Source organism: Achromobacter sp. ACM05 (assembly GCF_019218915.1).
Classification (GTDB): domain Bacteria; phylum Pseudomonadota; class Gammaproteobacteria; order Burkholderiales; family Burkholderiaceae_B; genus Achromobacter; species Achromobacter animicus.
This window is the reverse complement of the sequence record NZ_JAHUWQ010000001.1, coordinates 27455-49465: the sequence shown is the minus strand read 5'-3', so window position 1 is coordinate 49465 and position 22011 is coordinate 27455. Positions and strand designations below refer to the sequence as shown.

Sequence of the window (22011 nt, the reverse complement as noted above, 5' to 3'; positions counted from 1 at the left end):
TGTTCAAGCCCGCTGTTCAGGCCATCTTCCGCCGCATCGTTCGCGGACTGCGAAGCTATCTTACGTCCAGGCCAGTGCACCTGTACACGGGGTGGGGGACGCCGTCAGGCGCGCAACGGGCGTGCGGCGGGGAAGGGAAAGGCGCGGGACATGTAACTGGCGCCCTCGCCGTAGCCCGCCAGTTTTTCTGCGATACCCGGCGTTTGCGGCGCGAACGGCGCGTAGCCATGACGCAACCAATAGCCGGCCGCCGATGCCAGGGACACCAGGCTGGCGCGCGTCAGGCCGTTGTCCATGGCGCTTGCGGCGGCGGCGCCCACCAGCGCCTGACCCACGCCCGTGCCTTGCGCCGCCGGCACGACCGCGCAGTCATGCAGAAACCAGTGATCGGCCCGCGCCGGCAGCGCGGCTAGCGGCACGTCCAGGGCGGGGGGCAGGCCCGCGTCCCACGGGTAGGAAATCAGGTAGCCCAGCAACCCGCCCGAAGACATTGGCGTGCCGGGCTGGGCAACCCAGCAATATTGCGGCGCAAGCGCGAGACGGTTCAGGAAGAAGCCGGCGCCTTCCAGCAGGAACTGAGGATAGGCAAGGGCCTGGGCCTGCAGGATGGCGTCCACATCGCTGGCCCGCATGGGACGGACTTGGTATTGCATGACAACCCGAAGACTGGAGATGCCCGCCATTCTAGCGGCCAGGTGCGGGCCGGCATTTCATGAAAATTCGACGAGCCCCTGCGCATACTGCACCGCATCGTGTCCCGCATTCCATCATTGCAGAACCCCATGCACATCCAGTTCCGGTCCGACCCGCCAGCGCCGCAGGTGCTGGCAAAATCCCTGCCGCTCAGGTCCGTGTGGCCGCCGCAGGCCGCCGACGTGCCGTATGACATCCGCGTCACCTGCGTGATTCCGTGCCTGAACGAGTGCGAGAACCTGCGCGTGCTGCTGCCGCTACTGCGCAACCGCCTTTCCGCGCTGTGCACCAGCTGGGAGATCATCGTGGCCGACGACGGAAGCACCGACGGCACGGACGCGCTGATGGCCGAATGGACCGAGCACGAAGGCTTTCGCCACGTGCAGTTGTCCCGCAATTTCGGCAAGGAGGCGGCGCTGAGCGCAGGTCTGGAAGCCGCCAGCGGCAACGTGGTCATCTGCCTGGACGCCGACCTGCAGCATCCGCCCGCGTTGATCGAGCTGATGTTGGCGCGATGGGCCGCGGGGGCCGAGATGGTGTACGCCGTGCGGCGCGACCGCGCCGACGAATCCTGGCTCAAGCGCTCGGGCGCGCGCTGGTTCTATCAGTTGCTCAGCAACGCACGCGGCGTGCAGGTGCCAGCGCACGCCGGCGACTTCCGGCTGATGGACCGCAGCGTGGTCGATGCGCTGATCGCGCTGCCCGAGCGCACCCGCTTCATGAAGGGCCTGTATGCCTGGGTCGGCTTCAAGGGCGAGGCCGTGCCCTACACGCCGGACGAGCGCATGCACGGGACCAGCACCTATAGCGGGCTGCGCCTTTTTCGCCTGGCGCTTGACGGCCTGACGGCATTCACGACGTGGCCGCTGCGCATGGTCAGCCTGGTGGGCGTGGCGTTTGCCGTGCTGGCGCTGGCCTATGCGGCCTTTCTCGTGGGCGATTACCTGATGTCCGGCAACGCTGTCTCCGGGTGGACGACCATCGTCACCGCGGTGCTGTTCTTTGCGGGCGTCAATCTGATTTCGTTGGGCGTGGTGGGCGAATACGTGGCCCGCATCTTCGACGAGGTGAAGGGCCGTCCGCTGTTCGTCGTGCGGCGCAGCCGCGGCCGACCCGCTGGCAAGGCGCAGGGCTGATGATGGCGGACTACAGCACACCGGCGCGCTCCGAATGGACCCCGCCGGCAGGACGGTTCTTGCTGGCCGTCGGCATCTGGCTGGCCTGGCTGGCGTGGATGCGGCCGCTGACCTTGCCCGATGAAGGGCGCTATGCCGGCGTGGCCTGGGACATGCTGCGCAGCGGCTCACACGCCGTGCCGCTGCTGGACGGCATGCCTTACTTCCACAAGCCGCCGCTGTACTACTGGCTGACCGAGCTGTCGTTCTCGATGTTCGGCGTGCATCCGTGGGCGGCGCGCGTGCCGTCTTGGCTGGCCGCCTGGGGCGCCGCCGCCGGGTTGTACGTTTTCGTGCGGCGTCATCGCGATGCGTTTGCCGCCACGCTGACCGTGCTGGCGCTTTGCACCATGCCGTTCTTCTATGGGGGCGCGCAGTTTGCCAACCTGGATATGCTGGTTGCGGGCCTCATCACGCTGTGCGTCCTGGCCGCCGCTGAAACCGCGCTGCGCGTAGAACGCGGTGAAGGGGCGCGCGGGATGTCCGTCGCTGCCGCGGCGCTGGCCGCGCTGGCCGTGCTGGCCAAAGGGCTGATCGGGTTGGTGCTGCCGGGCGCCATCCTGCTGCTCTGGCTGGTCTGGGAACGGCGGTGGCGCGGGCTGGCGGCGCTGCTCTGGCCGCCGGCGCTGCTGGTGTTCGTGGCCGTCGCCGCGCCGTGGTTCGTGCTGATGCAGGTGCGGTATCCCGGCTTCTACGACTATTTCTTCGTCTATCAGCATTTCCAGCGCTTCGCCGCCAGCGGCTTCAACAACGCCCAGCCGTTCTGGTTCTACCTGCCGGTGCTGGCTGGCCTGAGCCTGCCGTGGTCATTGTGGGGCGGCGGCATCCTGCGCCGCGCCTACTGGGCACCCGGTCCCGCGCGCAGCCTGCGGCGCCTGGCGGCGGTGTGGTTCGCCGTGGTGGTGGTGTTCTTTTCATTGCCGCATTCCAAGCTGGTCGGCTATGTGTTGCCGGCGTTGGCGCCGCTGGCCTTTCTGCTGGCCGAGGTCATCCTGTCGGCATGGCGCGGCCAGACCGGCGTGATGACGCCGCGGCTGGTGCGCATCAGCGCCGCCGTCGCGGCGGGAATCTGCGTCATCGCGGTGGGTGTTGCGGCGTTCAATGCCCGAGGCAGCGCCGCGCCGCTGGCCACGCTGGTGCGGCAGGAGGCGCGGCCGGACGACACCTTTGTCTCGCTGCACGCCTACCCCTTCGATCTGGCGCTGTACGCGCGTGCGCCACGGCCCACGTGGGTCGTGGACGACTGGCTCAATCCCGAAGTGCCGGTGCGCGACAACTGGCGCAAGGAACTGTACGACGCCGCCAGGTTCGATCCGGTCACCGGGGCGCAGGTGCTGGTCAGCGCGGCCCAGTTCAATGCCCGTTTGTGCGCGGCGCCCGAGGGCTCGCGGTTCTGGGTGTGGGGCAATCATGGCGACGGCGCGGTCTACACGCCGCTGCAAGGCGTGAAGCCTGCCGTCGCCAGTGCCCGGCATGCAATGTGGTTACTGCAGGCGGACGCGGCGCTTAAGAACCGGCTTTGTGCCGGAACGCCCACAGCCGGCTAGCGATGAATGTCGCGAACGCCAGGCCGATCAGAATCAGCGCCAGCAGCGTGTCGTACGGCACGTCGGTGGCCTGCAACAGCCAGGCGTAGGCCGTTTCATTGATCAAGAAGCCGATCGCTGAAATGAAAAAGAAACGACGGGCCGCTACGGTCCAGGGGATGGGCGAATGTCGGAACGTGAGCCGGTAATGGCCGCTGAAGGACACCACGAAGGCGACCATCCAGCCGATCAGGTTGGCCGCCAGCGGGGGGGCGCCGAACGCTTCGACGCAGCCCACGGCAACGGCCCAATGCGTTGCCGCGGCGGCGCAACCGACGGCGATGAAAAGGCTGATTTGCCGGATGAGGGCGCGCATGTGGGATGTGGCGGACAGAAAGACGGAGAGGCGGCGATGAGCAAACGCGTCGTGGTGTGCGGTGATGATTTTGGCATGAATGCGGATGTCGACGAGGGCATGATTGCGCTGGCCGGCATGGGGCGCGTCAGTGCGGTCAGTTGCCTGACGCTGGGACCCACCTTCGCGGCCAACGCGCCGCGGCTCGCCGCGTTGGATGTGGACATCGGCCTGCACCTGAATCTGTCGGAAACGTTGAGCGCGGGCGCCGAACCGATGCCCGCGTTGGGCGCGCTGATCCTCAAGGCCTACGCCGGCCTGCTCGACGCGGCGTGGGTCGAGGCGCAGCTTGTCCGGCAGTTCGATGCGTTCGAGGCGGCGTTCGGCCGGGCGCCGGACTATGTGGATGGACACCAGCATGTGCATCAGCTGCCCGGCATCCGCCAGCGCTTGCTGGCATTAATGGCGCGACGTTATGGCACGCAGGCGGGCGCGCAGGCGCCCTGGCTGCGCCAGACCGCGCCCGGCATGCAGTGCGGGATGCCGCTGAAGGAGTCGGTGAAGGCGCGCGTGATCGGCGCGTTGGGGGCGTCGGCGCTGGCGCGCGAGGCCCGTTCAAGCGGCTTGCGGACCAACAGGCGGCTGCTGGGCGTCTATGCGTTCGACGGCGGCAAGCGCCGCTACGCGCACTTCTTGCAAACCTGGCTGTTCAACGCGCGCGAAGGCGATCTCGTCATGTGTCATCCGGCACTGGGCAGCGAGCGGGGCAGCGCCATGGCTCGCCAGCGGCGCGCCGAATTCGACGTGCTGGCCGATCCGAAGCTGGGTGAATGGCTGCGCGCCAATGGCGTCAGCATCACGCGCCTGGCATTGACGCACGCGGAGCCCTTGTTGCCCGTGGCGGCGCGCGCTATCCCTGCGTAAGGCTTTCCAGCAGCCAGGCGCCCGCTGGTCCCAGCGCGCGGCGGGTGGACCAGACCGCGTCGACATGGATGTGGCGCGGCCAACCCGGCACCTTCAATTCCACGAGCTGGTCGCGGCCGAAGCGCTGGATCATCCAGCGCGGCAGTTCGGTCCAGCCGAAGCCCAGGCTGGCCATTTCCAGCAGCATCAGATAGCCCGGCGCCGACCACGTCGAATGGGCCGGCGTGGCCTCCTTGTCGTCCAGTTCGTAGGTGCTCAGTCGCAGCTCGCGTTCGGTCTTCAGCTGATCGGACGTGACCGACGGCAAACTGGCCAGCGGATGCGAGCGCCCCACGCACAGGACGATTTCGGAGCGTTCCGCCAGGCACGCGTGGGCGACGTCCGGCGGATAGCTTTCCTGCGCCGCCATCAGCCCGACGTGCGCGCGGCCCTGCTGCACCAGCGCCACCACGTCCTCGTATTCCGCGATCAGGCATTCGAAGCGCAGCGCCGGATAGCGCGCGTCGATCTGGCTCAGCATGGCCTCGAACGTGCGCGACTGGAACGTGTCGGATAGCACGACCGTGAGCCGGGGTTCCAGGCCTTCGGATAATTGGCTGGCGCTGCGGTTCAGGCGATCGTTGGCGGCCAGCACCTGCAAGGCCTGCCCCAGCAGCACCTTGCCGGCGGCGGTCAGGGAAGGCTGGCGCTGACTGCGGTCGAACAGCGCGACGTTCAGGTCCACCTCGAGATTGGCGATGGTCTCGCTGATGGTGGACTGGCTCTTGCCCAGCTTGCGGGCCGCAGCCGAGAACGAGCCTTCAGAGGCGACCTGGGCGAAGGCGGCGAGGGATTCGAGTGAGTGGCGCATAAGTAGCCCGGCGGTAGGTGTATCGGTTTTTCCGATGGATATTATCTTTTTCGTACCGGAAATGTCGCGGACAATGCGGTCACTCTTCAGCAATCGACCGCAGGTGGGTCATGACCCAAGCCAAGAAAACCCTAAAAGAACGTTTCATCCACGCCTTCTTGTTCGAAATTATCGCCATCGGCCTGTGTGCGCCCGTGGCCGCGTGGGCCATGGGCAAGTCGCTGTTCGAAATGGGCGTGCTGACCGCGGTCATCGCCTGGATCGCGCTGGTCTGGAACATGATCTACAACGCTGGCTTCGACCGTGTCGAAAACCGCTTCGGCTGGACCCGTACGTTCCGCATCCGCGTACTGCACGCGTTCGGCTTCGAGTTCGGCCTGATCCTGATCGTGATTCCGCTGGCGGCCTGGTGGCTCAACATCAGCCTGTGGGAAGCCTTCGTGCTGGACATCGCGCTGGTGCTGTTCTATCTGCCCTACGCGTTCTTCTACAACCTGGCGTACGACCGCAGCCGTCCCCGCGTGATCGCGTGGCTGTCCCGCCGCAGCGGCGCCGCTGCCGCCGGCGTCTGACGCCTCGTCAACCCTTCTTGCGCTCGTATGCCTGGCTCGCGTCCTGCATGAAGGTTCTGACAGCGGTCTCATACTGTGTGCCGCTGCGGAAGGCGCCCGAATGCGAGGCGCCTTCTATTTTCACCAGCCGCTTCAATTCGGGCGCCACGTTGCGGGCAGCGGCAAAGAGTTCGTCGCTCATGGTATGAGGCACCACGCGGTCGGCCGTGCCGTGCATGAACAGCATGGGCGTGTGCAGCTGGGCCAGCTTGTCCACGGATGCGAACGGCTGCGTGACGAGCAGGCTGGCGCCGGGCACGTTGCCCCAGCGCAGCGTGGCCAGCATGGCGCCGATGCTGGTGAAGCTGGATTCCACGATCAGGCCCGCGAAGTCCGGTTGCTCGGGACGTGAGGCCAGATCGATGGCGATTGCGCCGCCCAGGCTATGGCCGTACACAAAGCGGCGCGCCGGATCGGGCTGCAGGCGCGCCAGTTCCTTCAGGCCCGCCATGGCGTCCTCTAGCGCGCTGTCTTCGGAGGGCAGACGCGGCGTGGACGCACCGAAGCCGCGGTAATCGATCGCCAGTATGGAATACCCCATACGGCTCCAGCCGTCGATGCGGAACGCGCTGCCATTCAGGTTCCAGCGCGCGCCGTGCAGATACAGCACGGTGGGGGCGCCTTTTTTGGGGCTGGCCAGATACCAGGCGCGGATCTTGTCGCCGTTGTCGAGCGTCAGGTCGTAGACCTGCGTTCCCGCGGCAGGGTCCCGCCACCAGGATTGCGGCTCGGACTGTGGCGAAAAAATGGTCTGGCGCTGCCAGGAATCCAGTTGAGAGCAGCCGACCACGCCGGCGGCGGCAAGCACGGCGGCGGCAAACAGGCGGCGGGCTGAGAGTCGGGGCAGGGCGGGCATGAATGATCTGACCCGGCAAGTCGGGCCGGGTTCCGGCATCAGCATACTCCGGCGCGGGCGCCGGAAGTTTGTCCCGATGTTTGCCGGTCCGGGCGCGGCCCGCCATCAGGCGGCGCCCGGGTGGACCTCGCGCGTCAACGCCAGCCATGCCTGCGCGGCATACGACAGATAACCGCCACGGCGCCACACCAGGACCATCTCCCAGTCCGTCCCCGAATCACGCAAAGGCACGCGAGCCACGCTCGCATGCAGTTCCTCGTTGGCCTTCATGCGCGGCAGAAACGCCACGCCCAGCCCCGCCGCCACCAGCGCCACGATGAAATCGATCTGACCGCTGCGCGCGGCGATGGTCGGGACGAACCCCGCCCGTTGGCACGCGTCGTGGATGATGCGGTTCAGGGCAAACCCTGTTTCGAACAGCACGAAGGGCGAGTCGCGCAGGTCGTGCAGCCCCACCGACTCGGCGCGGGCCTGTGGGTGATCGGCGGGCATCAGCGCCACCAGCGGTTCGCGTGCGACGGGCTGCCATTCGAAGTGGTCCGGCACGGGCTTGAGCGATCCCGCCAGTTCGATTTCACCGGCCATCACCATTTCTTCAAGCCGGCGGCTGCCGTGTTCGACCAGGCTGATCTCGATGCGCGGATAGCGGCTGCGAAAGCGCGCGAACATCGGCGCAAACAGCGAACTGCTGCCCAGCGGCGGCAGGCCCAGGCGCAGCACACCCCGTTTCAGGCCCTTCAGGTCATCCAGCTCGGCGTTCAGATCGTCGCGTTCGGCCAGCATGTTCAGGGCGCGCCGATACACGATCTCGCCCGCGGCCGTCAGCCGCAGCGGCTGCGCCTGCCGGTCCAGCAAGAGCATGCCCAGCTCGTCCTCCAACTGCCGAACGGCCTTGCTGATCGTGGGTTGGGTCGCGTGGATCACTTTGGCCGCCTGGGAGAAACCGCCTTGCCTGACGACCTCCACCAACGCGCGCAACGTTCGCAGTTCCATCGCTATGCCAGTTTGGAATAAATGGGATTCATCGAATTCATTTTATCTATGCGCCCACGAAGCGTAAAACAAGGGCTTGCCGCTGGATCTTCGTCTCATGCCCCGCTTTCGCTATTCCGTCCTCATCCGCAGCGCGCTGCGCCGCAGCCGTTTGCTGCAGATTGCATTGATCGTCCTTTTTTCCGTGCTGGGCCAGGCGATGGCGCAGGCCTCAGGGCTGCCGGTGCCGGGCGGCGTTATCGGAATGGCGCTGGTGCTGGTCCTGCTGGCGACGCGGCGGTTGCGCGTGCGCAACGTGCAGCGCGGGGCGAGCTGGCTGCTGGGGGAAATGCTGCTGTTCTTCGTGCCGGCGGTGATGTCGTTGCTGGACCATCGCGAGTTTCTCGGCCTGCTCGGCGTGAAGCTGCTCGCCGTGATCCTGCTCGGCACGGCGCTTGTCATGGCCGGCACGGCGCTGACGATCGATCTTTGCTATCGCTGGATGAACCGCCGTGCGGCCTGAATTCAACCTGCTGTTCTGGCCGGCGGCCACCGTCGCCGCGTATGTCTGCGCGCGCCTGTTCTACCGCCGCTTCGCCTATTGGTGGACATCCACCCTGGTCGTCGCGCCCGCGCTTCTGCTGACGCTGGCCATCCTGCTGCATACCGGCTATCGCGACTACATGTCCGGCTCGCACTGGCTGATGGCCATGCTGGGCCCGGTCATCGTGGCGTTCGCGCTGCCGCTTTACGAGCAGCGGGCGCTGATCCGGCGGTACTGGCCGGTATTGGCCGCGGGCGTGGCCGTGGGCAGCGGCATCGCGGGCATCAGCGCGTGGTTTCTGGGCAGCCTGCTGGACTTGCCGCCGGACCTGCGGCTCAGCCTGCTGCCGCGCTCGGTCGCCACGCCGTTCGCGATCGCGGTGTCTTCCCACGTGGGCGGGGTGCCTGACCTGACGGCGGTCTTCGTCATCGTCACGGGCGTCTTCGGCGCTGCCATCGGCCAGCTCATGTGCCGCTGGCTGCCGCTGCGCTCGGCGCTGGCGCGCGGCGCGCTGTTTGGCATGGGCGCACATGGCGCCGGCACGGCCAAGGCCCGCGAGCTTGCCGCCGAAGAAGGCGCGGTCGCGGGCCTGGTGATGGTGATGGCTGGCCTGTTCAACGTGCTGGTCACGCCGGCCGTCGTGGTGGGATTGCTGGCCTGAGCCGCTGTTCAGTGCAGCAGTTCCAGCGCGACCGGATACAGCGAGGCGACGAGCAGAAGAGCCATGCCCACATTGAAGGCGCGGATCGCGGCGGGCCGGTGCAGGACGCGGCGCAGGGCTGTACCGAACGTCACCCAGATGCCGATGCTGGGCAGGTTGACGATGCCGCAGACCAGCGTCGCGATCACCAGATTGGCAAAGAATCCGTTTTGCGGCGTATAGGTAGCCACCACGCCCACCGCCATCACCCAGGCCTTGGGATTGACCCACTGGAAGGCGGCGGCCTGCAGGAACGTGAACGGTTTGCCGCGCGCCTCGCCCTCGTCCAGCGGACCCGAGGTGGCGATCTTCCACGCGAGGTAAAGCAGATAGGCCGCGCCGGCATACTTCAGGATGGTGTAGAGGACAGGCGTCTGCTGAAACACCGAGCCCAGGCCCACACCGACCAGAAAAATCATCAGCGTGAAGCCCAGATTCACGCCCAGCAGGTGCGGCACGCTGCGCCGGAATCCGAAGTTCAAGCCCGACGACGCCAGCATCACGTTGTTGGGGCCGGGCGTGATCGAGCTGACCAGAGCAAACAGCGCCAGCGGACCCAGGAGGGAAAGCGAGGCCAGCGGGACGTCGGCCCAATTGGCGGGAAACAGGTTCATGTCGGGGTCCTTACGATGGCGCGGCGTCCGCCGGCAATAACGGCGATCACGGCGGCGGCAAACACGAACGTCGTCGCCTCCACGGTTTCGCCAAACAGCAAAGCAGCGGCCACGACGGTAAGGAAGGGTTGCAGCAATTGCACTTGTCCGACCCGGGCAATTCCGCCGGCGGCCAAGCCGCGATACCAGGCGAAAAATCCCAGGAACATTGAGCCGAAAGCCAGGTAGGCGAAGGCGGCAACCACATCGGAACTGGGCCAGTGGGGCTGCTGCGCCGCCATCCAGCCGACGGGCAGGGCAACCACCGGTGCGCTGATGGTCAGCGCCCAACATATTGTGCGCCAACCGCCCAGCGTGCGCGAGGCCCGCGCACCCTCCGCGTACCCCATTCCGCCCAGCACCACCGCCACCAGCAGCCACAGGTAGCCGGCCGTCAGCGTGCCTTCGCCCTGGCGCAGCGCATAGGCGGTGACCAGCGCGGCGCCGGCGACGGCCCAGCCCCAGAAGGCGGCTGACGGACGCTCGCCGCTGCGCAGGGCGGCAAACGCGGCGGTGGATAGCGGCAGCAGGCCGTTGAAGACAGCGCCCTGCGACGAGGGCACCGTCTGCATCGCCATCGACGAGGCCAGCGGCCAACCCACGACGATGCCCAGCGCCGCCAGAATCACGCCCGGCCATTCCTGCCGGTTGGGCCGGCGGCTTCGCGTGAGCCACAGCAGGGCGATGGCAGGCAGGGCGGCGATGAGCGCACGGCCCAATCCGACCAGCAAGGGCGACAACTCGGCCACCGCGACGCGGGTCATTGGCAGGGTCAGCGAAAACACCAGCACGCCCAGGAAACCATAGCCGTATCCCTCCCAGAGGGAAGTCGAGGCGGCGGAGGCGGCCGAAGGCGTGGGATAAAGCGCGGGACGGGACATGACGGCACCGTAAAAAGTGACATGGCCGCAGCGCCTGCGGTTGCAGGTTTGCGGCATTGCTGTCACTCTACGCACAGCCGTCAGTACAGTACCGGTACACCTTCGCAGTCACTTTAATCACTGGCCTGGTCAAATCTCCATGACAGTTGCTCACTCCCCCTCATCTTCCCCGCCTTGGCAGCCCGTGCGCCAGGCCGATGCCACGCTGGTGGCGCAATTGGCCGACGGCCTGGCCCGCCGCATTGACGAGCAAGGCCTGCGGCCCGGCACGCGCCTGCCGTCCATCCGCAAAATGGCCGAACAGTCGGGCGTCAGCCGTTTCACCGTGGTCGAAGCCTACGACCGCCTCGTGGCGCGCGGGCTGGTGCAGTCGCGCCGGGGCGCGGGGTTTTTCGTCAAGGCGCGCAGCGGCCCGCTGACGGCAGTGGCCGCGGCCGCGCCCAGCACGCTCGCGCCGCCCGCGCGAGTCGACATCGCGTGGCTGCTGCGCAGCATGTTCCGGGAATCGACCGCGCCGGGCATGCCGGGCGGCGCGGGCCTGCTGCCCGCAGACTGGCTGGATCCCGACATGGTGGCGGGGGCCGTGCGCGCCGTGGGCCGCTCGGTGCGCGCCAACCTCGTCAGCTACGGCAGCCCCCAGGGCTTCGCGCCGCTGCGCCAGCAGATTGCCGCAGTCCTGCAGAACGAGGGCGTGCCCGCCCATCCCGAGCTAAACCTGCTCACGACCAACGGCGTCACCCACGGGCTGGACCTCATCGCGCGCCATCTGGTCAAGCCGGGCGATACCGTCCTGGTCGAGGACCCGGCCTGGTTCGTGATCTTCGGCCGGCTGGCGGCCTTTGGCGCCCGCCTGATCGGCGTGCCGCGCGGCCCGGACGGCCCCGATCTCGACCTGCTCGAGCAACTGGCCGCGCAGCACAAGCCCAAGCTCTTCATCATCAATGGCTCGGTCCACAATCCCACCGGCCACACCCTGTCCGCGGGAGCGGCCTACGGCATTCTGCGCATCGCCGAGCGCCACGATTTCATGGTGGTCGAAGACGACACCTACGGCGAGCTGCATCCGGGGGGCGCCATCAAGCTCGCCGCGCTGGACCGGCTTAACCGCGTCATCTACGTGGGCGGCTATTCCAAGATGCTGGCGGCCAGTCTTCGTGTCGGCTATTTGGCCGCCAATTCCGAACTGCTGCAGAAGCTGGCCGACCTGAAAATGCTGGCGGGTCTGACCTCGCCCGAACTCGGCGAGCGCGTCGTGCACCGCGTCCTCATGGAAGGGCAGTACCGGCGGCATATCGAGCGCGTGCGGCACCGGGTCGATGACGCGCGCCAGCGGTGCATGAAAGGGCTGCTGAAACTGGGCCTGACCATCCCGCACGAGCCGCACGGGGGCATGTTCGTCTGGGCCGATTGCGGGCGCGATTCCGAGGTGCTGGCGCGCGAAGCCGCTGACCGCGGCCTGCTGCTGGCGCCCGGCACGTTGTTTTCGCCGACGCAGGCGCCGTCCACCATGCTGCGCTTTTCGGTATCCGTTGCCGACCACCGGGGAATCTGGGCCGAACTGGAAAAACTTTTCGCGCAGAACGGGTCCTACAATCAATAATTCCGAGCAACATCGCCAGTCACCGAAGGAACCGTCATGTCCGCACCCATCAAGCCTCTCACCCAGAACTTTGCCGTCGCCCCGCAACTGGGTCCCGACGACATGGCCGACGTGGCCGCCGCCGGCTACAAGAGCGTCATCATCAACCGCCCCGATTTCGAGGGCGGTCCTGACCAGCCCACCGCCGCCGACGTGTCGCGCGCCGCGCAGGAAGCCGGTCTGCAGATCGAATACCAGCCCGTCGTGGGAAGCGCCATGACGGCCGCCGACGTCGCGCGCTTTGCGGAACTGCTGCGCACCCTGCCGGGCCCGGTCCTGGCATACTGCCGCACCGGCACCCGCTGCACGAACCTGTTCGCGGCTGCCCAGCAGTTGGGATAAACCCGGCCTTGACCCTCGTCAAGGCCGCCGGTTCGACGGATGTGGACCCGGCGGCTTTCCGGTAGCATAAAGATTCCTTTAAAACAGGAGCAGGCAAGATGTTCAAGAAGATCCTGATTCCCACCGACGGTTCTCCGCTCTCGGCGCAAGCCGCCAACGCAGGTATCTGCTTCGCGCGCTCGGTTGGCGCCGAAGTCGTCGCCCTCTACGTGACGCAGCCGTTCGCGGCCACCATCGGTTTTGACGGCATGGCCGCAGCCTATGCCATCACCGACGAAGACTACGAAAAGGCCTCCGCCGAGCAAGCCGACAAGTACCTCAAGCAGATCATCGACCGCGCCGACACTGCCGGCGTCAAAGCCGATGCGCGCGCGGTGTCCAACTTCAACGTCGCCGACGGCATCGTTCAGGCCGCCACCGACGCCGGCTGCGACCTGATCTTCATCGGCAGCCACGGCCGCAGCGGCCTGTCGCGCCTGCTGCTGGGCAGCGTCACCGCCAAGGTGCTGTCGCTGGCCACCACCGCCGTGCTGGTGTATCGCGTCAAGGAAGACAAGAAGTAATTGCGCGCCAAAGTGGTGCGCGCTGCGCGCCGCCGCATGCGCCACGGCCCCTCCGTCGGAGGGGCTTTTTTATGCGCCGCGCATGCGCTTATACGTTGGTATGGCGGGGCCAAACTCATTGCCTTCGCAAAGACCCTTCAGAAGCCCGTTTCAGGCTTGTATCTTGCCGCACGGCGCGTAATATTTACGCATCTTCATCCAACCGTAGGAAGAGGCCATGACCCGCAAGACGCGCATCGAGCTTTATCGCAATATCGGCATCAGCGCCCATATTGATGCAGGCAAAACGACGACCACCGAGCGCATCCTCTTCTATACCGGCATCACCCACAAGATCGGCGAAGTCCATGACGGCGCCGCGGTGATGGACTGGATGGAACAAGAGCAGGAACGCGGCATCACCATCACGTCGGCCGCCACCACCGCCTTCTGGAAAGGCATGGCGGGCAACTACCCCGAACACCGCATCAACATCATCGACACGCCGGGCCACGTCGACTTCACCATCGAAGTCGAACGTTCCATGCGCGTGCTCGACGGCGCCGTCATGGTCTATGACGCCGTGGGCGGCGTGCAGCCGCAGTCCGAGACCGTCTGGCGCCAGGCCAACAAGTACCGGGTGCCGCGCCTGGCCTTCGTCAACAAGATGGACCGCGTCGGCGCGGACTTCCTGCGCGTGCAGCGCCAGATCGCCGAGCGCCTGAAGGGCGACGCCGTGCCCATCCAGCTGCCGATCGGCGCCGAAGACCACTTCGAAGGCGTGATCGACCTCGTCAAGATGAAAGGCATCATCTGGGACGACGCCAGCCAGGGCGTGAAATTTCAGTACGTGGATATCCCCGCAGCCATGCAGGACGAGGCGCAGAAGTGGCACGACAAGATGGTGGAAAAGGCCGCCGAGGCCAATGAAACCCTGCTTGAAAAATACCTGTCCGGCGAAGCCCTGACCGAAGCGGAAATCAAGGAAGGCCTGCGCGCCCGCACGATCGCCAACGAGATCGTGCCGATGCTGTGCGGCAGCGCGTTCAAGAACAAGGGCGTGCAGGCGATGCTGGATGCAGTCATCGACTACATGCCGTCGCCGGTGGACGTGCCCGCCATCAAGGGCCACGACCAGCGCGACAACGAAATCGAGCGCCACCCGACCGACAACGAGCCGTTCTCCGCGCTTGCCTTCAAGATCATGACCGATCCGTTCGTGGGGCAGCTCGTGTTCTTCCGCGTGTATTCCGGCGTGGTGAAATCCGGCGACTCGGTCTACAACCCGATCAAGGAAAAGAAGGAACGCCTGGGCCGCATCCTGCAGATGCATGCCAACGAGCGCCGCGAGATCACCGAAGTCTACGCGGGCGACATCGCCGCGGCCGTGGGCATCAAGGACGTCACCACCGGCGACACGCTGACCGATCCGTCGCACATCATCATCCTTGAACGCATGGTCTTTCCCGAGCCCGTCATCTCGCAGGCCGTGGAACCCAAGACCAAGGCCGACCAGGAAAAGATGGGCATCGCGCTGGGCCGTCTGGCGCAGGAAGACCCGTCGTTCCGCGTGCGCACCGACGAAGAGTCCGGGCAGACCATCATCTCCGGCATGGGCGAGCTACACCTGGAGATCCTGGTCGACCGCATGAAGCGTGAATTCAACGTGGAAGCCACGGTGGGCAAGCCGCAGGTGGCGTACCGCGAGACCATCCGCAAGGCCTGCAACGAGGTCGAGGGCAAGTTCGTCAAGCAATCGGGCGGCCGCGGGCAATATGGCCACGTGGTGCTCAAGCTTGAACCGCAGGAAGCGGGCAAGGGCTACGAGTTCGTCGACGCCATCAAGGGCGGCGTCGTGCCGCGCGAGTTCATTCCGGCAGTGGACAAGGGCATCCGCGAAGCGCTCAACGCCGGCGTGCTGGCAGGGTACCCGGTTGTGGACGTGAAGGCGACGCTGTTCTTCGGCTCGTACCACGACGTCGACTCGAACGAAAACGCCTTCAAGATGGCCGGTTCGATGGCATTCAAGGAAGGCATGCGGCGCGCCGATCCGGTGCTGCTGGAACCCATGATGCAGGTCGAGGTCGAGACGCCCGAGGACTTCACCGGCAATGTCATGGGTGACCTGTCGTCGCGCCGGGGCATGGTGCAGGGCATGGAAGACATCGCGGGCGGCGGCGGCAAGGTCGTGCGCGCCGAAGTGCCGCTGGCCGAGATGTTCGGCTATTCGACGTCGCTGCGGTCGCTGACGCAGGGCCGCGCGACGTACACGATGGAGTTTAAGCACTACGCCGAAGCGCCGCGCCAGGTGGCGCAGGAAATCATGGCGGCGCAGGGCGCGGGCCGCTGACTTCCCTGCGGCTGGTTTTCCGGCCGCAGCGTTTCAGGCAATAGCGTTTCAGGCGGCGGCTGCGGCCGTCGCCGGGCGCAGCCGCGACGCGGCCAGCTTCACGCCCAGCAGGATCATCGCAAAGCCGTATGCATGAAAGAGCTGCGGCGCCTCGCCCAGTAGCGGCCAGGCCAGCAGCGCGGCGTAGACGGGCACCAGAAACATCGACAGGCCCGCGGTCGCGGGGCCGGCCACGCTGATTAGCCGGCCGTACACGTAATAGGCGCCCAGGCTAGGCACCACCGCCAGAAACAGCAGCACCGCCGCCAGGCGCGGGTCCGTCCAGGCAGGCGCCATGCCGGCGGCCGCTTCAATGCCCGCGAACGGCGCCAGCGCCAGCGCGCCACCCAGCATCATGGTCGCCAGCCGCGCGCTGTCGGGCACCGCCGGCAGGGTCAGACGCTTTTGCAGCACCGTGTAGAACGCCCACCCGGTGGCCGCCAGCAGCACCCACAAGTCGCCTTGTCCGAACGCCAACCGGGCCAGCACATTGGCGTCACCGCGTGTCAGCACCACCAGCACACCGCCCAGCGCCAGCGCAAGGCCGGCCGCGCGCGGCGCGGACAGCGGCTTGCGCCAGATCACGGCTTCCAGCAGCGTCACCAGCAGCGGGCTGCACGAAAAGATCAGCGCGATATTGGTGGCGCTGGTGGTCTGCGCGCCGATGTACTGCGGCGCCACCGCCACGCCCATGCCCAGCACGGCCAAGGGCAACAGCGCCGGCAAGCCGCGCCACAGCGCCCGGCGATGCGTGCGCAGCGCGGGGAGGGCGAACGGCAAGAGGATCAGAAGGGCAATCAGCCAGCGGCCGAACGCGAGGAAAACGGGGGGAAGGTTGGCGTCGTGCGCCCAGCGGGCTGCGACCATGTTTGAAGCGAATAGCGCCGGAGCGCTGAAGAGCATGACGGCGCCGGACAGGCCGAGACCGGGTTTTGCGGGTGCTGCTATGTTGGGCATGATTTCCGGCCGCGCGGATCGGCGCGCGGGCTTGCTGCGTGGGAACTGCCGGCGCACCCGCCGGGTTGTGCCGCAGCGAAAGCGCCGAATCGGGGCGTGCGGGATGGGTGCGCGCCTTGGGGAAAGTCTACGTGCCCACGCGCAAAATAGGTTTCCTGATTCCCGCCTGTTTGCGGCAATCTGAAGAATCTTCTTTCTGTAAAATCCGCCTTCGCAGGGATTCTGTCTTCATATATCGCCCACGATGCCCACATTGCCCAAACTCGATGAAACCGACCGCAAGATCCTCCGCGCGCTGCGCGCGGACGGTCGGCTGACCAATCTGAAGCTGGCCGACATGGTCGGCCTGTCGCCGACGCCGTGCTGGAACCGGGTCAAGGCTTTGGAAGAGGCGGGCGTGATCGAAGGCTATGCGGCCTTGCTGAACCAGAAGGCGCTCGGGCTGCCGGACACGGTAATGATCGAAGTCACGCTGGAGCACCACGACGACGACACGCTGGCGCGCTTTGGCGAAGAGATCAGCCGCCTGCCCGAAGTGGTCGAGGCGTTCCTGGTGACGGGCGAATACGACTACCTCATCAAGGTCGCCGTGGCGGGCACGGAGGGCTACGAGGAATTCCTGCGCAAGCGCCTGTACAAGCTGCGCGGTGTGCGGCACAGCCGCTCCACCTTTGTGCTGCGCCGCTTGAAGCACACGCCGTCTGTCGAACCCTGAAGGGTGCGTCCGTTATCCGCCGAGGAATTCCTGAATGGCGCCATTGAAGGCCCGCGGATTGCCCAGGTTCATGCCGTGCGATGAGCCCACGATATCCAGGCGCTGGGCTTGCGGCAGCCACTGCGCCAGCGCATCCAGCACGGCCGGATAGGGCGCCGGACTGAGCGCGCCGCCGATCAGCAGCACCGGCATGGTCAGGCTGCCGATCTGCGCGGGCGTCAAGGCGTCGGGCTGCTCGTCCACTTGCGCGAAAAGCGTGCCCACGTTGTCGCGCACCATCTCCTTGAACCACGGCACCATGCGCTGCCACGTGTCGGGTCCGGTCACGGTGTCCACGAACAGGGCCAGCCCTTCTTCGACGTCGCCCTGCCGGATGAGCGTCAGGGCGCGCTGGCGAAAGCCGCCGCGTTCATCCTTGCAGCCCGGCAGCGACAGGCCGGGGTCCGCAAGAGTAAGACTGCGCAGCGAGTCGGGCTGGCGCAGGGCGGCTTCCAGCGCGACGCGCCCGCCGCGCGAATGGCCTACCAGATGGGCCGGGCCGCCGGCCACCGTGTCGATGAATTCCAGCACGTCGCTGGCATGCTGCTCGACCGAAAATCCACCGCCTTCGCCGTCCCAGGTCTCCGGCCAATACCGGCGCAGGCACACGGCCAGCACCCGGAAAGAACGCCCCAGCGGCGCCATTTGCGACTTCCAGTAGCGGGCGTCGGACAGCGAGCCATGCACCAGCACCAGCGGCGTGCCGCTGCCGTACTCGGTGTAGGACATGGCGTAACCGCCGATGGACGCGGTTTGCAGGGGCAGAACGGGTTCGGAACGCATGTGGATCGGGAGGTGAAGCCAGGCACGCATTCTAGCCCGGCATCGCGTCGCAGCGGGCGTGCCGGACGCTGATACACTCGTCTGCGGCGCGCCGGCGGGAGTCCGCCCGCGCGCCTGTTTCTTGAACGGAGTTTTCAACGATGTCGCCAGAATCCATCGCCGCCTTGCCGGAATCCGCCCAGCGCGTTGCGCGCCTGCTGGTGGACATGGGGCACGACAAACCCGTGGTGGTGCTGCCCCAGTCGGGCAAGACCTCGGCGGAAGCGGCTGCGGGCCTGGGCTGCGAAGTCGCCCAGATCGCCAAGTCCATCATCTTTCGCCGCGCCACCGACGACGCACCGGTGCTCGTCATCGCCAGCGGCGCCAATCGCGTGGACGAAGCCAAGGTCGCGGCGCAGGTCGGCCCGCTGGCCAAGGCCGATGCGCGTTTTGTGCGCGACATGACCGGCTACGCCATCGGCGGCGTCTGCCCCATCGGCCACGCGGTCAAGCCCGTGATGCTGCTGGACGCGGATCTCTTCAATTACGAAAGCCTGTGGGCCGCCGCCGGCCACCCGCACACCGTGTTCAACCTGACGCCCGCTCAGCTGGCGGACATGACCGGCGCGCCGGTTGCGGACGTGGCGCTGCGAGCCTGAAGGCCCCGGTTTGATCTTTGGGTCTGGGATTCGGATTCGAGCACGGGGCCGGAGACCCCGGCCTGCGCTGCGGCACTGCGCTGCGGCCCGCCCCGGTCAGCCGGGGTGCGCCTGAAGCCCGTCGATCAGCACCTGCCGCCGCCCCTGCGAGCACGATTCCACGCGCGCCTGCACGCCATAAACGGCGGCCAGCGAATCCGGCGTGATGACGTCCGCCGGCGCTCCCGCGGCGTGCAGACGCCCCTCGTGAATCATCACTGCCTGATCCGCGTGCTGCAGGGCCACGTTCAAGTCGTGCAAGACGATCAGGCTGATCAAGCCATGCTCTCGCGTCTCTTGCCGCAGCAGCCGCATGACGTGGAACTGATAGTTCAAATCGAGGGCCGATAGCGGCTCGTCCAGCAGCAGCACGCGCGGATGGCGGATCAACGCCTGCGCCAGGCCCACCAGTTGCTTTTGTCCGCCGGAAAGGGCGTCCAGATAGTGCAGCGCCAGATGCGCAATGCCCAGCCGCGCCAGCAGTTGGTCGATGGCCTGTAGATCAACGGGCCCCGCCGCGGCGTCGCTGGCGCGCGCCGCGACCAGTACCGATTCGAACACGCGCAGGTGAACCGCCGCGGGCAGGCTCTGCGGCAGATACACCACGTGGCGCGCGCGCTCGCCGTGGTCCAGCCGGGTCAGGTCCAGCCCGTCCAGCCCCGCGTTGCCCGTCCGGGGCCGCACCAGACCCGCCAGAGCCTTGAGCAACGTCGACTTGCCGCTGCCGTTGGGTCCCAGCAGCGCCGTCACCTTGCCCGGCGCCAGCGGGGGGATCGACAGGTCGTGCAGGACGTCTTCGCGCCCGTAGCCCACCGTCAGCGCTTGCACCGTCAGTCCGGAAGATTGGGTCGTGTGTGCCGGTGTTGTCATGGCAATTGGCGGCGCAGCACGACGGACACGAAGAAGGGGATGCCGACCAACGCGGTCACGATCCCCACGGGCACCACCACGCCGGGCATCAGATTCTTGGAGGCAATGGACGCCAGCGACAGGATCACGGCGCCCACCAGCGCGCTGCCCGGCAGATAAAAGCGGTGGTCTTCGCCGAACAGCCGCCGCGCAATGTGCGGCGCGACCAGCCCGATGAAACCGATGGTTCCCACGAATGCCACGGCCAGCGCGGACAGCAGGCTCACGCGCGCCAATGCCGACACGCGCACGCGGCGCACGTCCACGCCGAAGCTCGCGGCGCGATCCTCGCCCAGCCGCAACGCGGTCAGCTTCCACGATTGCCGCATGGCCAGCGGCAGCGCCACCGCAAACGCCAGCGCCAGCACGCCCACGGTCGTCCAGCTTGAACGCGCCAGACTGCCCATCGTCCAGAACACCAGGTTCTGCAAGGCTTCGGCGCTGGCCGTGAACTGCACCAGCGACACCAGCGCATTGAAGGTAAACACCATGGCGATGCCGAACAGGACGACGCCAGAGGTGTTCATGCCGCCCCAGCGGGCCACGGCATCGAGCAGCAGCGCGGCCAGCAGGGCAAACAGAAAGGCGTTGGCGGCAATCAGCCAGCCGGCCGGAATGCCGGGCAATCCGAACTGAAGCACGATCGCCAGCGACGCCCCAAAGGCGGCCGCCGACGACACGCCCAGGGTGAACGGGCTGGCGAGCGGGTTGTTCAGAATGGTCTGCATCTCGGCGCCGGCCAAGCCGAGCGCCATGCCCACCAGCGCGGCCATCAGCGCGGACGGCAGGCGGATGTCCCAGACGATCACGCGATAGGTCGGGTCGGCGTCGCCCGGCGCGGCCAGCGTCTGCCAGAGCGCGCGCCAGGGCAGGCCGGACGGGCCCACGGTGAAGTCGATCAGCAGCGCAAATAGAATCGCCGCCAGCAGCAGGGCGATGAGCCCCGCCCGGCGGCGAAGAATGTGGCGGTAAGCGCCTGCCGCGCTTGCGGCGTGCCGCATTACTGCAGCAGTTGCAGCCGGCTCTTGGCCGTGGTGGCGGCCGGCGTGGTCGGGTAGTCGCGAACAATGCGCTGCAAGGTGGTCTTGGCGCCGGCGCGGTTGTTCAGTTCGATCTGGCTGCCGGCGATGATCAGCAGCGCGTCGGGCGCACGGGCGTTATCCGGCGACTTCTGGACCATGGCGTTCAGTTGCTCGATGGTGCCCTTGAAGTCCTTCAGCGCATAGCGGCTGCTGCCCTGGTAGAACTGGGCGCTGGGCGCGAGCTGGCTGTTGGGATAAAGCGCGGTGAAGGCGGCCAGCGATTCGGCCGCTTCCTTGTATTGGCCCTTGCGGAACAGGTCCATCGCGCCGTCATAGGCGGTCTGTTCCTGGGGATCGCCGGCGGAGGCTCCCGGCGGATTGGCGCTGCCCGGGGCGGTGCCCGGCTTGGCGCTCGGTTGCTGGCGCGATACCAGTTCAAGCTGGTCGCGCAGTTGGGCGATTTCCTGCTGCAACGACTGGATCTGGTCGGCCAGTTGCAGCTTGGCGCGTTGGCTTTGCTCGTTCTGCTGCTGCACCTGCTGGCGCAAATCCAGGATGGCCTTGCGGGCTTCATCGTCGGAAAAAGCGTGAGCGGGGGCCGTGAGGGCGGCAAGCGCCAGGCCAGTGGCCACAATCAGGGGACGCAGGGACAGAACGTAATCGCGCATGAATATTCCCGGGTATAAAAACAAACGTCGGGACGGCCGGCTGGCCGTCCCGACGCGAGGTAGGGCTCCAGACTAAGCGAAAATCTTAGCGCAGATAGTTGATATCGGCGCGGCGGTTTTCAGCAAAGTCGGCTTCAGTCGTACCCGTCGAGCGCGGCTTTTCCTTGCCGAAGCTGATGGTTTCGATCTGGTTGTCGCTGACGCCCAGCAGGGTCATCATGCGACGCACGGCGTCGGCACGACGCTGGCCGAGGGCCAGGTTGTACTCAGCACCGCCGCGTTCGTCGGTGTTGCCTTCGATCTTGATCTTTTGCTGTTGGTGCGAAGCCAGATACTTGGCATGGGTTTCGACCAGGCCACGGTATTGGTCCGACACGGTGTAGCTGTCGAAATCAAAGTACACCGAGCGCTGTTGCGCCAGGATGCTTTGGGGGTTGAAAGGATCAAGGATTTGGCCAGAGGCCGAAGATCCTTGGCCAGCGCCTCCACCCTGACCCGCTTTATCGTCGAGAGGGACGGAGCTGCAAGCTGCCAGGGCGGCAGCCAGAGCGGCGATGGTTAGGCTTTTGGCAATGCGCGACTTCATGAT

General features: G+C 66.7%; 25 protein-coding genes. 12 read left to right on the top strand and 13 right to left on the bottom strand.

The window, feature by feature from the left end:
• Positions 1 to 104: 104 nt before the first annotated feature.
• Positions 105 to 632 (bottom strand): GNAT family N-acetyltransferase, encoded by a 528-nt coding sequence (locus KW836_RS00270; RefSeq protein WP_218343230.1) that lies wholly within the window; start codon positions 630 to 632, stop codon positions 105 to 107.
• Positions 633 to 782: 150 nt separating this feature from the next.
• Here KW836_RS00270 and KW836_RS00265 point away from each other — a divergent pair, with 150 nt between their 5' ends.
• Both KW836_RS00265 and KW836_RS00260 read left to right on the top strand, forming a co-directional pair.
• The gene (locus tag KW836_RS00265) at positions 783 to 1829 is read left to right on the top strand and encodes a glycosyltransferase family 2 protein (protein WP_175139075.1); all 1047 of its coding nucleotides are present in this window, start codon (positions 783 to 785) and stop codon (positions 1827 to 1829) included.
• Between the two features lie 2 nt (positions 1830 to 1831).
• On the top strand, positions 1832 to 3415 hold the full coding sequence (locus tag KW836_RS00260) for a glycosyltransferase family 39 protein (RefSeq protein WP_218343229.1): 1584 nt from the start codon (positions 1832 to 1834) through the stop codon (positions 3413 to 3415).
• On the opposite strand, the gene KW836_RS00255 is transcribed toward KW836_RS00260, so the two are convergent.
• Positions 3375 to 3770: a GtrA family protein gene (locus KW836_RS00255; protein ID WP_218342142.1), complete on the bottom strand. Its 396-nt coding sequence runs from the start codon at positions 3768 to 3770 to the stop codon at positions 3375 to 3377. The two genes, KW836_RS00260 and KW836_RS00255, sit on opposite strands and share 41 nt — an antisense overlap.
• A 36-nt stretch (positions 3771 to 3806) precedes the next feature.
• On the opposite strand from KW836_RS00255, the gene KW836_RS00250 reads away from it, so the two are divergent.
• Positions 3807 to 4673, top strand: a complete 867-nt coding sequence (locus KW836_RS00250; protein WP_218342141.1) for a ChbG/HpnK family deacetylase — start codon at positions 3807 to 3809, stop codon at positions 4671 to 4673.
• Here the strand turns inward: KW836_RS00250 and KW836_RS00245 are convergent.
• Positions 4660 to 5523, bottom strand: a complete 864-nt coding sequence (locus tag KW836_RS00245; RefSeq protein ID WP_218342139.1) for a LysR family transcriptional regulator — start codon at positions 5521 to 5523, stop codon at positions 4660 to 4662. The genes KW836_RS00250 and KW836_RS00245 overlap by 14 nt on opposite strands.
• 110 nt (positions 5524 to 5633) lie before the next feature.
• Between KW836_RS00245 and KW836_RS00240 the strand changes: the two genes are divergently transcribed.
• Entirely contained in the window at positions 5634 to 6095 is a 462-nt protein-coding gene (locus KW836_RS00240; RefSeq protein WP_191578168.1) for a multidrug/biocide efflux PACE transporter, read from the top strand.
• 7 nt (positions 6096 to 6102) lie between these two features.
• Here KW836_RS00240 and KW836_RS00235 read toward each other — a convergent pair whose 3' ends face one another.
• Both KW836_RS00235 and KW836_RS00230 read right to left on the bottom strand, forming a co-directional pair.
• Complete coding sequence (locus KW836_RS00235; RefSeq protein WP_218342138.1) at positions 6103 to 6990, bottom strand: alpha/beta hydrolase; 888 nt, start codon at positions 6988 to 6990, stop codon at positions 6103 to 6105.
• 105 nt (positions 6991 to 7095) lie between these two features.
• Positions 7096 to 7983, bottom strand: coding sequence for a LysR family transcriptional regulator (locus KW836_RS00230; protein WP_175125380.1), 888 nt, complete (start codon positions 7981 to 7983; stop codon positions 7096 to 7098).
• 97 nt (positions 7984 to 8080) lie between these two features.
• Between KW836_RS00230 and KW836_RS00225 the strand changes: the two genes are divergently transcribed.
• Both KW836_RS00225 and KW836_RS00220 read left to right on the top strand, forming a co-directional pair.
• Complete coding sequence (locus KW836_RS00225; protein WP_218342136.1) at positions 8081 to 8485, top strand: CidA/LrgA family protein; 405 nt, start codon at positions 8081 to 8083, stop codon at positions 8483 to 8485.
• On the top strand, positions 8475 to 9167 hold the full coding sequence (locus tag KW836_RS00220; RefSeq protein WP_218342134.1) for an LrgB family protein: 693 nt from the start codon (positions 8475 to 8477) through the stop codon (positions 9165 to 9167). The genes KW836_RS00225 and KW836_RS00220 overlap by 11 nt, the downstream gene beginning before the upstream one ends.
• Positions 9168 to 9175: 8 nt before the next feature.
• On the opposite strand, the gene KW836_RS00215 is transcribed toward KW836_RS00220, so the two are convergent.
• Both KW836_RS00215 and KW836_RS00210 read right to left on the bottom strand, forming a co-directional pair.
• On the bottom strand, positions 9176 to 9820 hold the full coding sequence (locus KW836_RS00215) for a LysE family translocator (RefSeq protein WP_175139069.1): 645 nt from the start codon (positions 9818 to 9820) through the stop codon (positions 9176 to 9178).
• The gene (locus KW836_RS00210; protein ID WP_218342132.1) at positions 9817 to 10740 is read right to left on the bottom strand and encodes a DMT family transporter; all 924 of its coding nucleotides are present in this window, start codon (positions 10738 to 10740) and stop codon (positions 9817 to 9819) included. Before KW836_RS00210 ends, KW836_RS00215 begins: the two co-directional genes overlap by 4 nt.
• 139 nt (positions 10741 to 10879) lie before the next feature.
• Here KW836_RS00210 and KW836_RS00205 point away from each other — a divergent pair, with 139 nt between their 5' ends.
• From KW836_RS00205 to fusA, 4 genes are all read left to right on the top strand, one after another.
• Positions 10880 to 12340, top strand: coding sequence for a PLP-dependent aminotransferase family protein (locus KW836_RS00205; protein ID WP_255595037.1), 1461 nt, complete (start codon positions 10880 to 10882; stop codon positions 12338 to 12340).
• Between the two features lie 36 nt (positions 12341 to 12376).
• Positions 12377 to 12721 (top strand): TIGR01244 family sulfur transferase, encoded by a 345-nt coding sequence (locus KW836_RS00200; RefSeq protein ID WP_062838528.1) that lies wholly within the window; start codon positions 12377 to 12379, stop codon positions 12719 to 12721.
• Positions 12722 to 12819: 98 nt separating this feature from the next.
• On the top strand, positions 12820 to 13284 hold the full coding sequence (locus tag KW836_RS00195) for a universal stress protein (protein ID WP_175125369.1): 465 nt from the start codon (positions 12820 to 12822) through the stop codon (positions 13282 to 13284).
• Between the two features lie 217 nt (positions 13285 to 13501).
• Entirely contained in the window at positions 13502 to 15613 is a 2112-nt protein-coding gene (gene fusA / locus KW836_RS00190) for an elongation factor G (protein WP_175139067.1), read from the top strand.
• Between the two features lie 48 nt (positions 15614 to 15661).
• Here the strand turns inward: fusA and KW836_RS00185 are convergent, their stop codons facing one another.
• The gene (locus KW836_RS00185; RefSeq protein WP_218343228.1) at positions 15662 to 16555 is read right to left on the bottom strand and encodes a DMT family transporter; all 894 of its coding nucleotides are present in this window, start codon (positions 16553 to 16555) and stop codon (positions 15662 to 15664) included.
• A 298-nt stretch (positions 16556 to 16853) separates the two neighbouring features.
• On the opposite strand from KW836_RS00185, the gene KW836_RS00180 reads away from it, so the two are divergent.
• Complete coding sequence (locus tag KW836_RS00180) at positions 16854 to 17324, top strand: Lrp/AsnC family transcriptional regulator (RefSeq protein ID WP_175125365.1); 471 nt, start codon at positions 16854 to 16856, stop codon at positions 17322 to 17324.
• A 12-nt stretch (positions 17325 to 17336) separates the two neighbouring features.
• Here the strand turns inward: KW836_RS00180 and KW836_RS00175 are convergent, their stop codons facing one another.
• Positions 17337 to 18146 (bottom strand): alpha/beta fold hydrolase, encoded by an 810-nt coding sequence (locus tag KW836_RS00175; RefSeq protein ID WP_175125363.1) that lies wholly within the window; start codon positions 18144 to 18146, stop codon positions 17337 to 17339.
• A 140-nt stretch (positions 18147 to 18286) separates the two neighbouring features.
• Between KW836_RS00175 and KW836_RS00170 the strand changes: the two genes are divergently transcribed.
• Complete coding sequence (locus KW836_RS00170; protein ID WP_175125361.1) at positions 18287 to 18784, top strand: YbaK/EbsC family protein; 498 nt, start codon at positions 18287 to 18289, stop codon at positions 18782 to 18784.
• A gap of 96 nt (positions 18785 to 18880) precedes the next feature.
• Here the strand turns inward: KW836_RS00170 and KW836_RS00165 are convergent, their stop codons facing one another.
• The 4 genes from KW836_RS00165 to pal form a co-directional block, all read right to left on the bottom strand.
• Entirely contained in the window at positions 18881 to 19693 is an 813-nt protein-coding gene (locus tag KW836_RS00165; RefSeq protein WP_218342130.1) for an ABC transporter ATP-binding protein, read from the bottom strand.
• Positions 19690 to 20733 carry an iron ABC transporter permease gene (locus KW836_RS00160; protein ID WP_218342128.1) on the bottom strand — a complete coding sequence of 348 codons (1044 nt, stop codon included), beginning with the start codon at positions 20731 to 20733 and terminating at the stop codon, positions 19690 to 19692. Before KW836_RS00160 ends, KW836_RS00165 begins: the two co-directional genes overlap by 4 nt.
• A complete protein-coding gene (gene ybgF / locus KW836_RS00155; RefSeq protein WP_056564227.1) occupies positions 20733 to 21422 on the bottom strand; it encodes a tol-pal system protein YbgF in 690 nt (229 codons plus the stop codon). Before ybgF ends, KW836_RS00160 begins: the two co-directional genes overlap by 1 nt.
• A gap of 85 nt (positions 21423 to 21507) precedes the next feature.
• Positions 21508 to 22008: a peptidoglycan-associated lipoprotein Pal gene (gene pal, locus KW836_RS00150; RefSeq protein WP_056564223.1), complete on the bottom strand. Its 501-nt coding sequence runs from the start codon at positions 22006 to 22008 to the stop codon at positions 21508 to 21510.
• Positions 22009 to 22011: the final 3 nt, after the last annotated feature.

What these genes read in the sequence shown, in the direction of transcription:
- KW836_RS00270 (WP_218343230.1), bottom strand. Translation starts at nt 632, where the DNA reads ATGCGGGCCAGCGATGTGGACGCCATCCTGCAGGCCCAGGCCCTTGCC.
- KW836_RS00265 (WP_175139075.1), top strand. Translation starts at nt 783, where the DNA reads ATGCACATCCAGTTCCGGTCCGACCCGCCAGCGCCGCAGGTGCTGGCA.
- KW836_RS00260 (WP_218343229.1), top strand. Translation starts at nt 1,832, where the DNA reads ATGGCGGACTACAGCACACCGGCGCGCTCCGAATGGACCCCGCCGGCA.
- KW836_RS00255 (WP_218342142.1), bottom strand. Translation starts at nt 3,770, where the DNA reads ATGCGCGCCCTCATCCGGCAAATCAGCCTTTTCATCGCCGTCGGTTGC.
- KW836_RS00250 (WP_218342141.1), top strand. Translation starts at nt 3,807, where the DNA reads ATGAGCAAACGCGTCGTGGTGTGCGGTGATGATTTTGGCATGAATGCG.
- KW836_RS00245 (WP_218342139.1), bottom strand. Translation starts at nt 5,523, where the DNA reads ATGCGCCACTCACTCGAATCCCTCGCCGCCTTCGCCCAGGTCGCCTCT.
- KW836_RS00240 (WP_191578168.1), top strand. Translation starts at nt 5,634, where the DNA reads ATGACCCAAGCCAAGAAAACCCTAAAAGAACGTTTCATCCACGCCTTC.
- KW836_RS00235 (WP_218342138.1), bottom strand. Translation starts at nt 6,990, where the DNA reads ATGCCCGCCCTGCCCCGACTCTCAGCCCGCCGCCTGTTTGCCGCCGCC.
- KW836_RS00230 (WP_175125380.1), bottom strand. Translation starts at nt 7,983, where the DNA reads ATGGAACTGCGAACGTTGCGCGCGTTGGTGGAGGTCGTCAGGCAAGGC.
- KW836_RS00225 (WP_218342136.1), top strand. Translation starts at nt 8,081, where the DNA reads ATGCCCCGCTTTCGCTATTCCGTCCTCATCCGCAGCGCGCTGCGCCGC.
- KW836_RS00215 (WP_175139069.1), bottom strand. Translation starts at nt 9,820, where the DNA reads ATGAACCTGTTTCCCGCCAATTGGGCCGACGTCCCGCTGGCCTCGCTT.
- KW836_RS00210 (WP_218342132.1), bottom strand. Translation starts at nt 10,740, where the DNA reads ATGTCCCGTCCCGCGCTTTATCCCACGCCTTCGGCCGCCTCCGCCGCC.
- KW836_RS00205 (WP_255595037.1), top strand. Translation starts at nt 10,880, where the DNA reads ATGACAGTTGCTCACTCCCCCTCATCTTCCCCGCCTTGGCAGCCCGTG.
- KW836_RS00200 (WP_062838528.1), top strand. Translation starts at nt 12,377, where the DNA reads ATGTCCGCACCCATCAAGCCTCTCACCCAGAACTTTGCCGTCGCCCCG.
- KW836_RS00195 (WP_175125369.1), top strand. Translation starts at nt 12,820, where the DNA reads ATGTTCAAGAAGATCCTGATTCCCACCGACGGTTCTCCGCTCTCGGCG.
- fusA (WP_175139067.1), top strand. Translation starts at nt 13,502, where the DNA reads ATGACCCGCAAGACGCGCATCGAGCTTTATCGCAATATCGGCATCAGC.
- KW836_RS00185 (WP_218343228.1), bottom strand. Translation starts at nt 16,555, where the DNA reads ATGCTCTTCAGCGCTCCGGCGCTATTCGCTTCAAACATGGTCGCAGCC.
- KW836_RS00180 (WP_175125365.1), top strand. Translation starts at nt 16,854, where the DNA reads ATGCCCACATTGCCCAAACTCGATGAAACCGACCGCAAGATCCTCCGC.
- KW836_RS00175 (WP_175125363.1), bottom strand. Translation starts at nt 18,146, where the DNA reads ATGCGTTCCGAACCCGTTCTGCCCCTGCAAACCGCGTCCATCGGCGGT.
- KW836_RS00170 (WP_175125361.1), top strand. Translation starts at nt 18,287, where the DNA reads ATGTCGCCAGAATCCATCGCCGCCTTGCCGGAATCCGCCCAGCGCGTT.
- KW836_RS00165 (WP_218342130.1), bottom strand. Translation starts at nt 19,693, where the DNA reads ATGACAACACCGGCACACACGACCCAATCTTCCGGACTGACGGTGCAA.
- KW836_RS00160 (WP_218342128.1), bottom strand. Translation starts at nt 20,733, where the DNA reads ATGCGGCACGCCGCAAGCGCGGCAGGCGCTTACCGCCACATTCTTCGC.
- ybgF (WP_056564227.1), bottom strand. Translation starts at nt 21,422, where the DNA reads ATGCGCGATTACGTTCTGTCCCTGCGTCCCCTGATTGTGGCCACTGGC.
- pal (WP_056564223.1), bottom strand. Translation starts at nt 22,008, where the DNA reads ATGAAGTCGCGCATTGCCAAAAGCCTAACCATCGCCGCTCTGGCTGCC.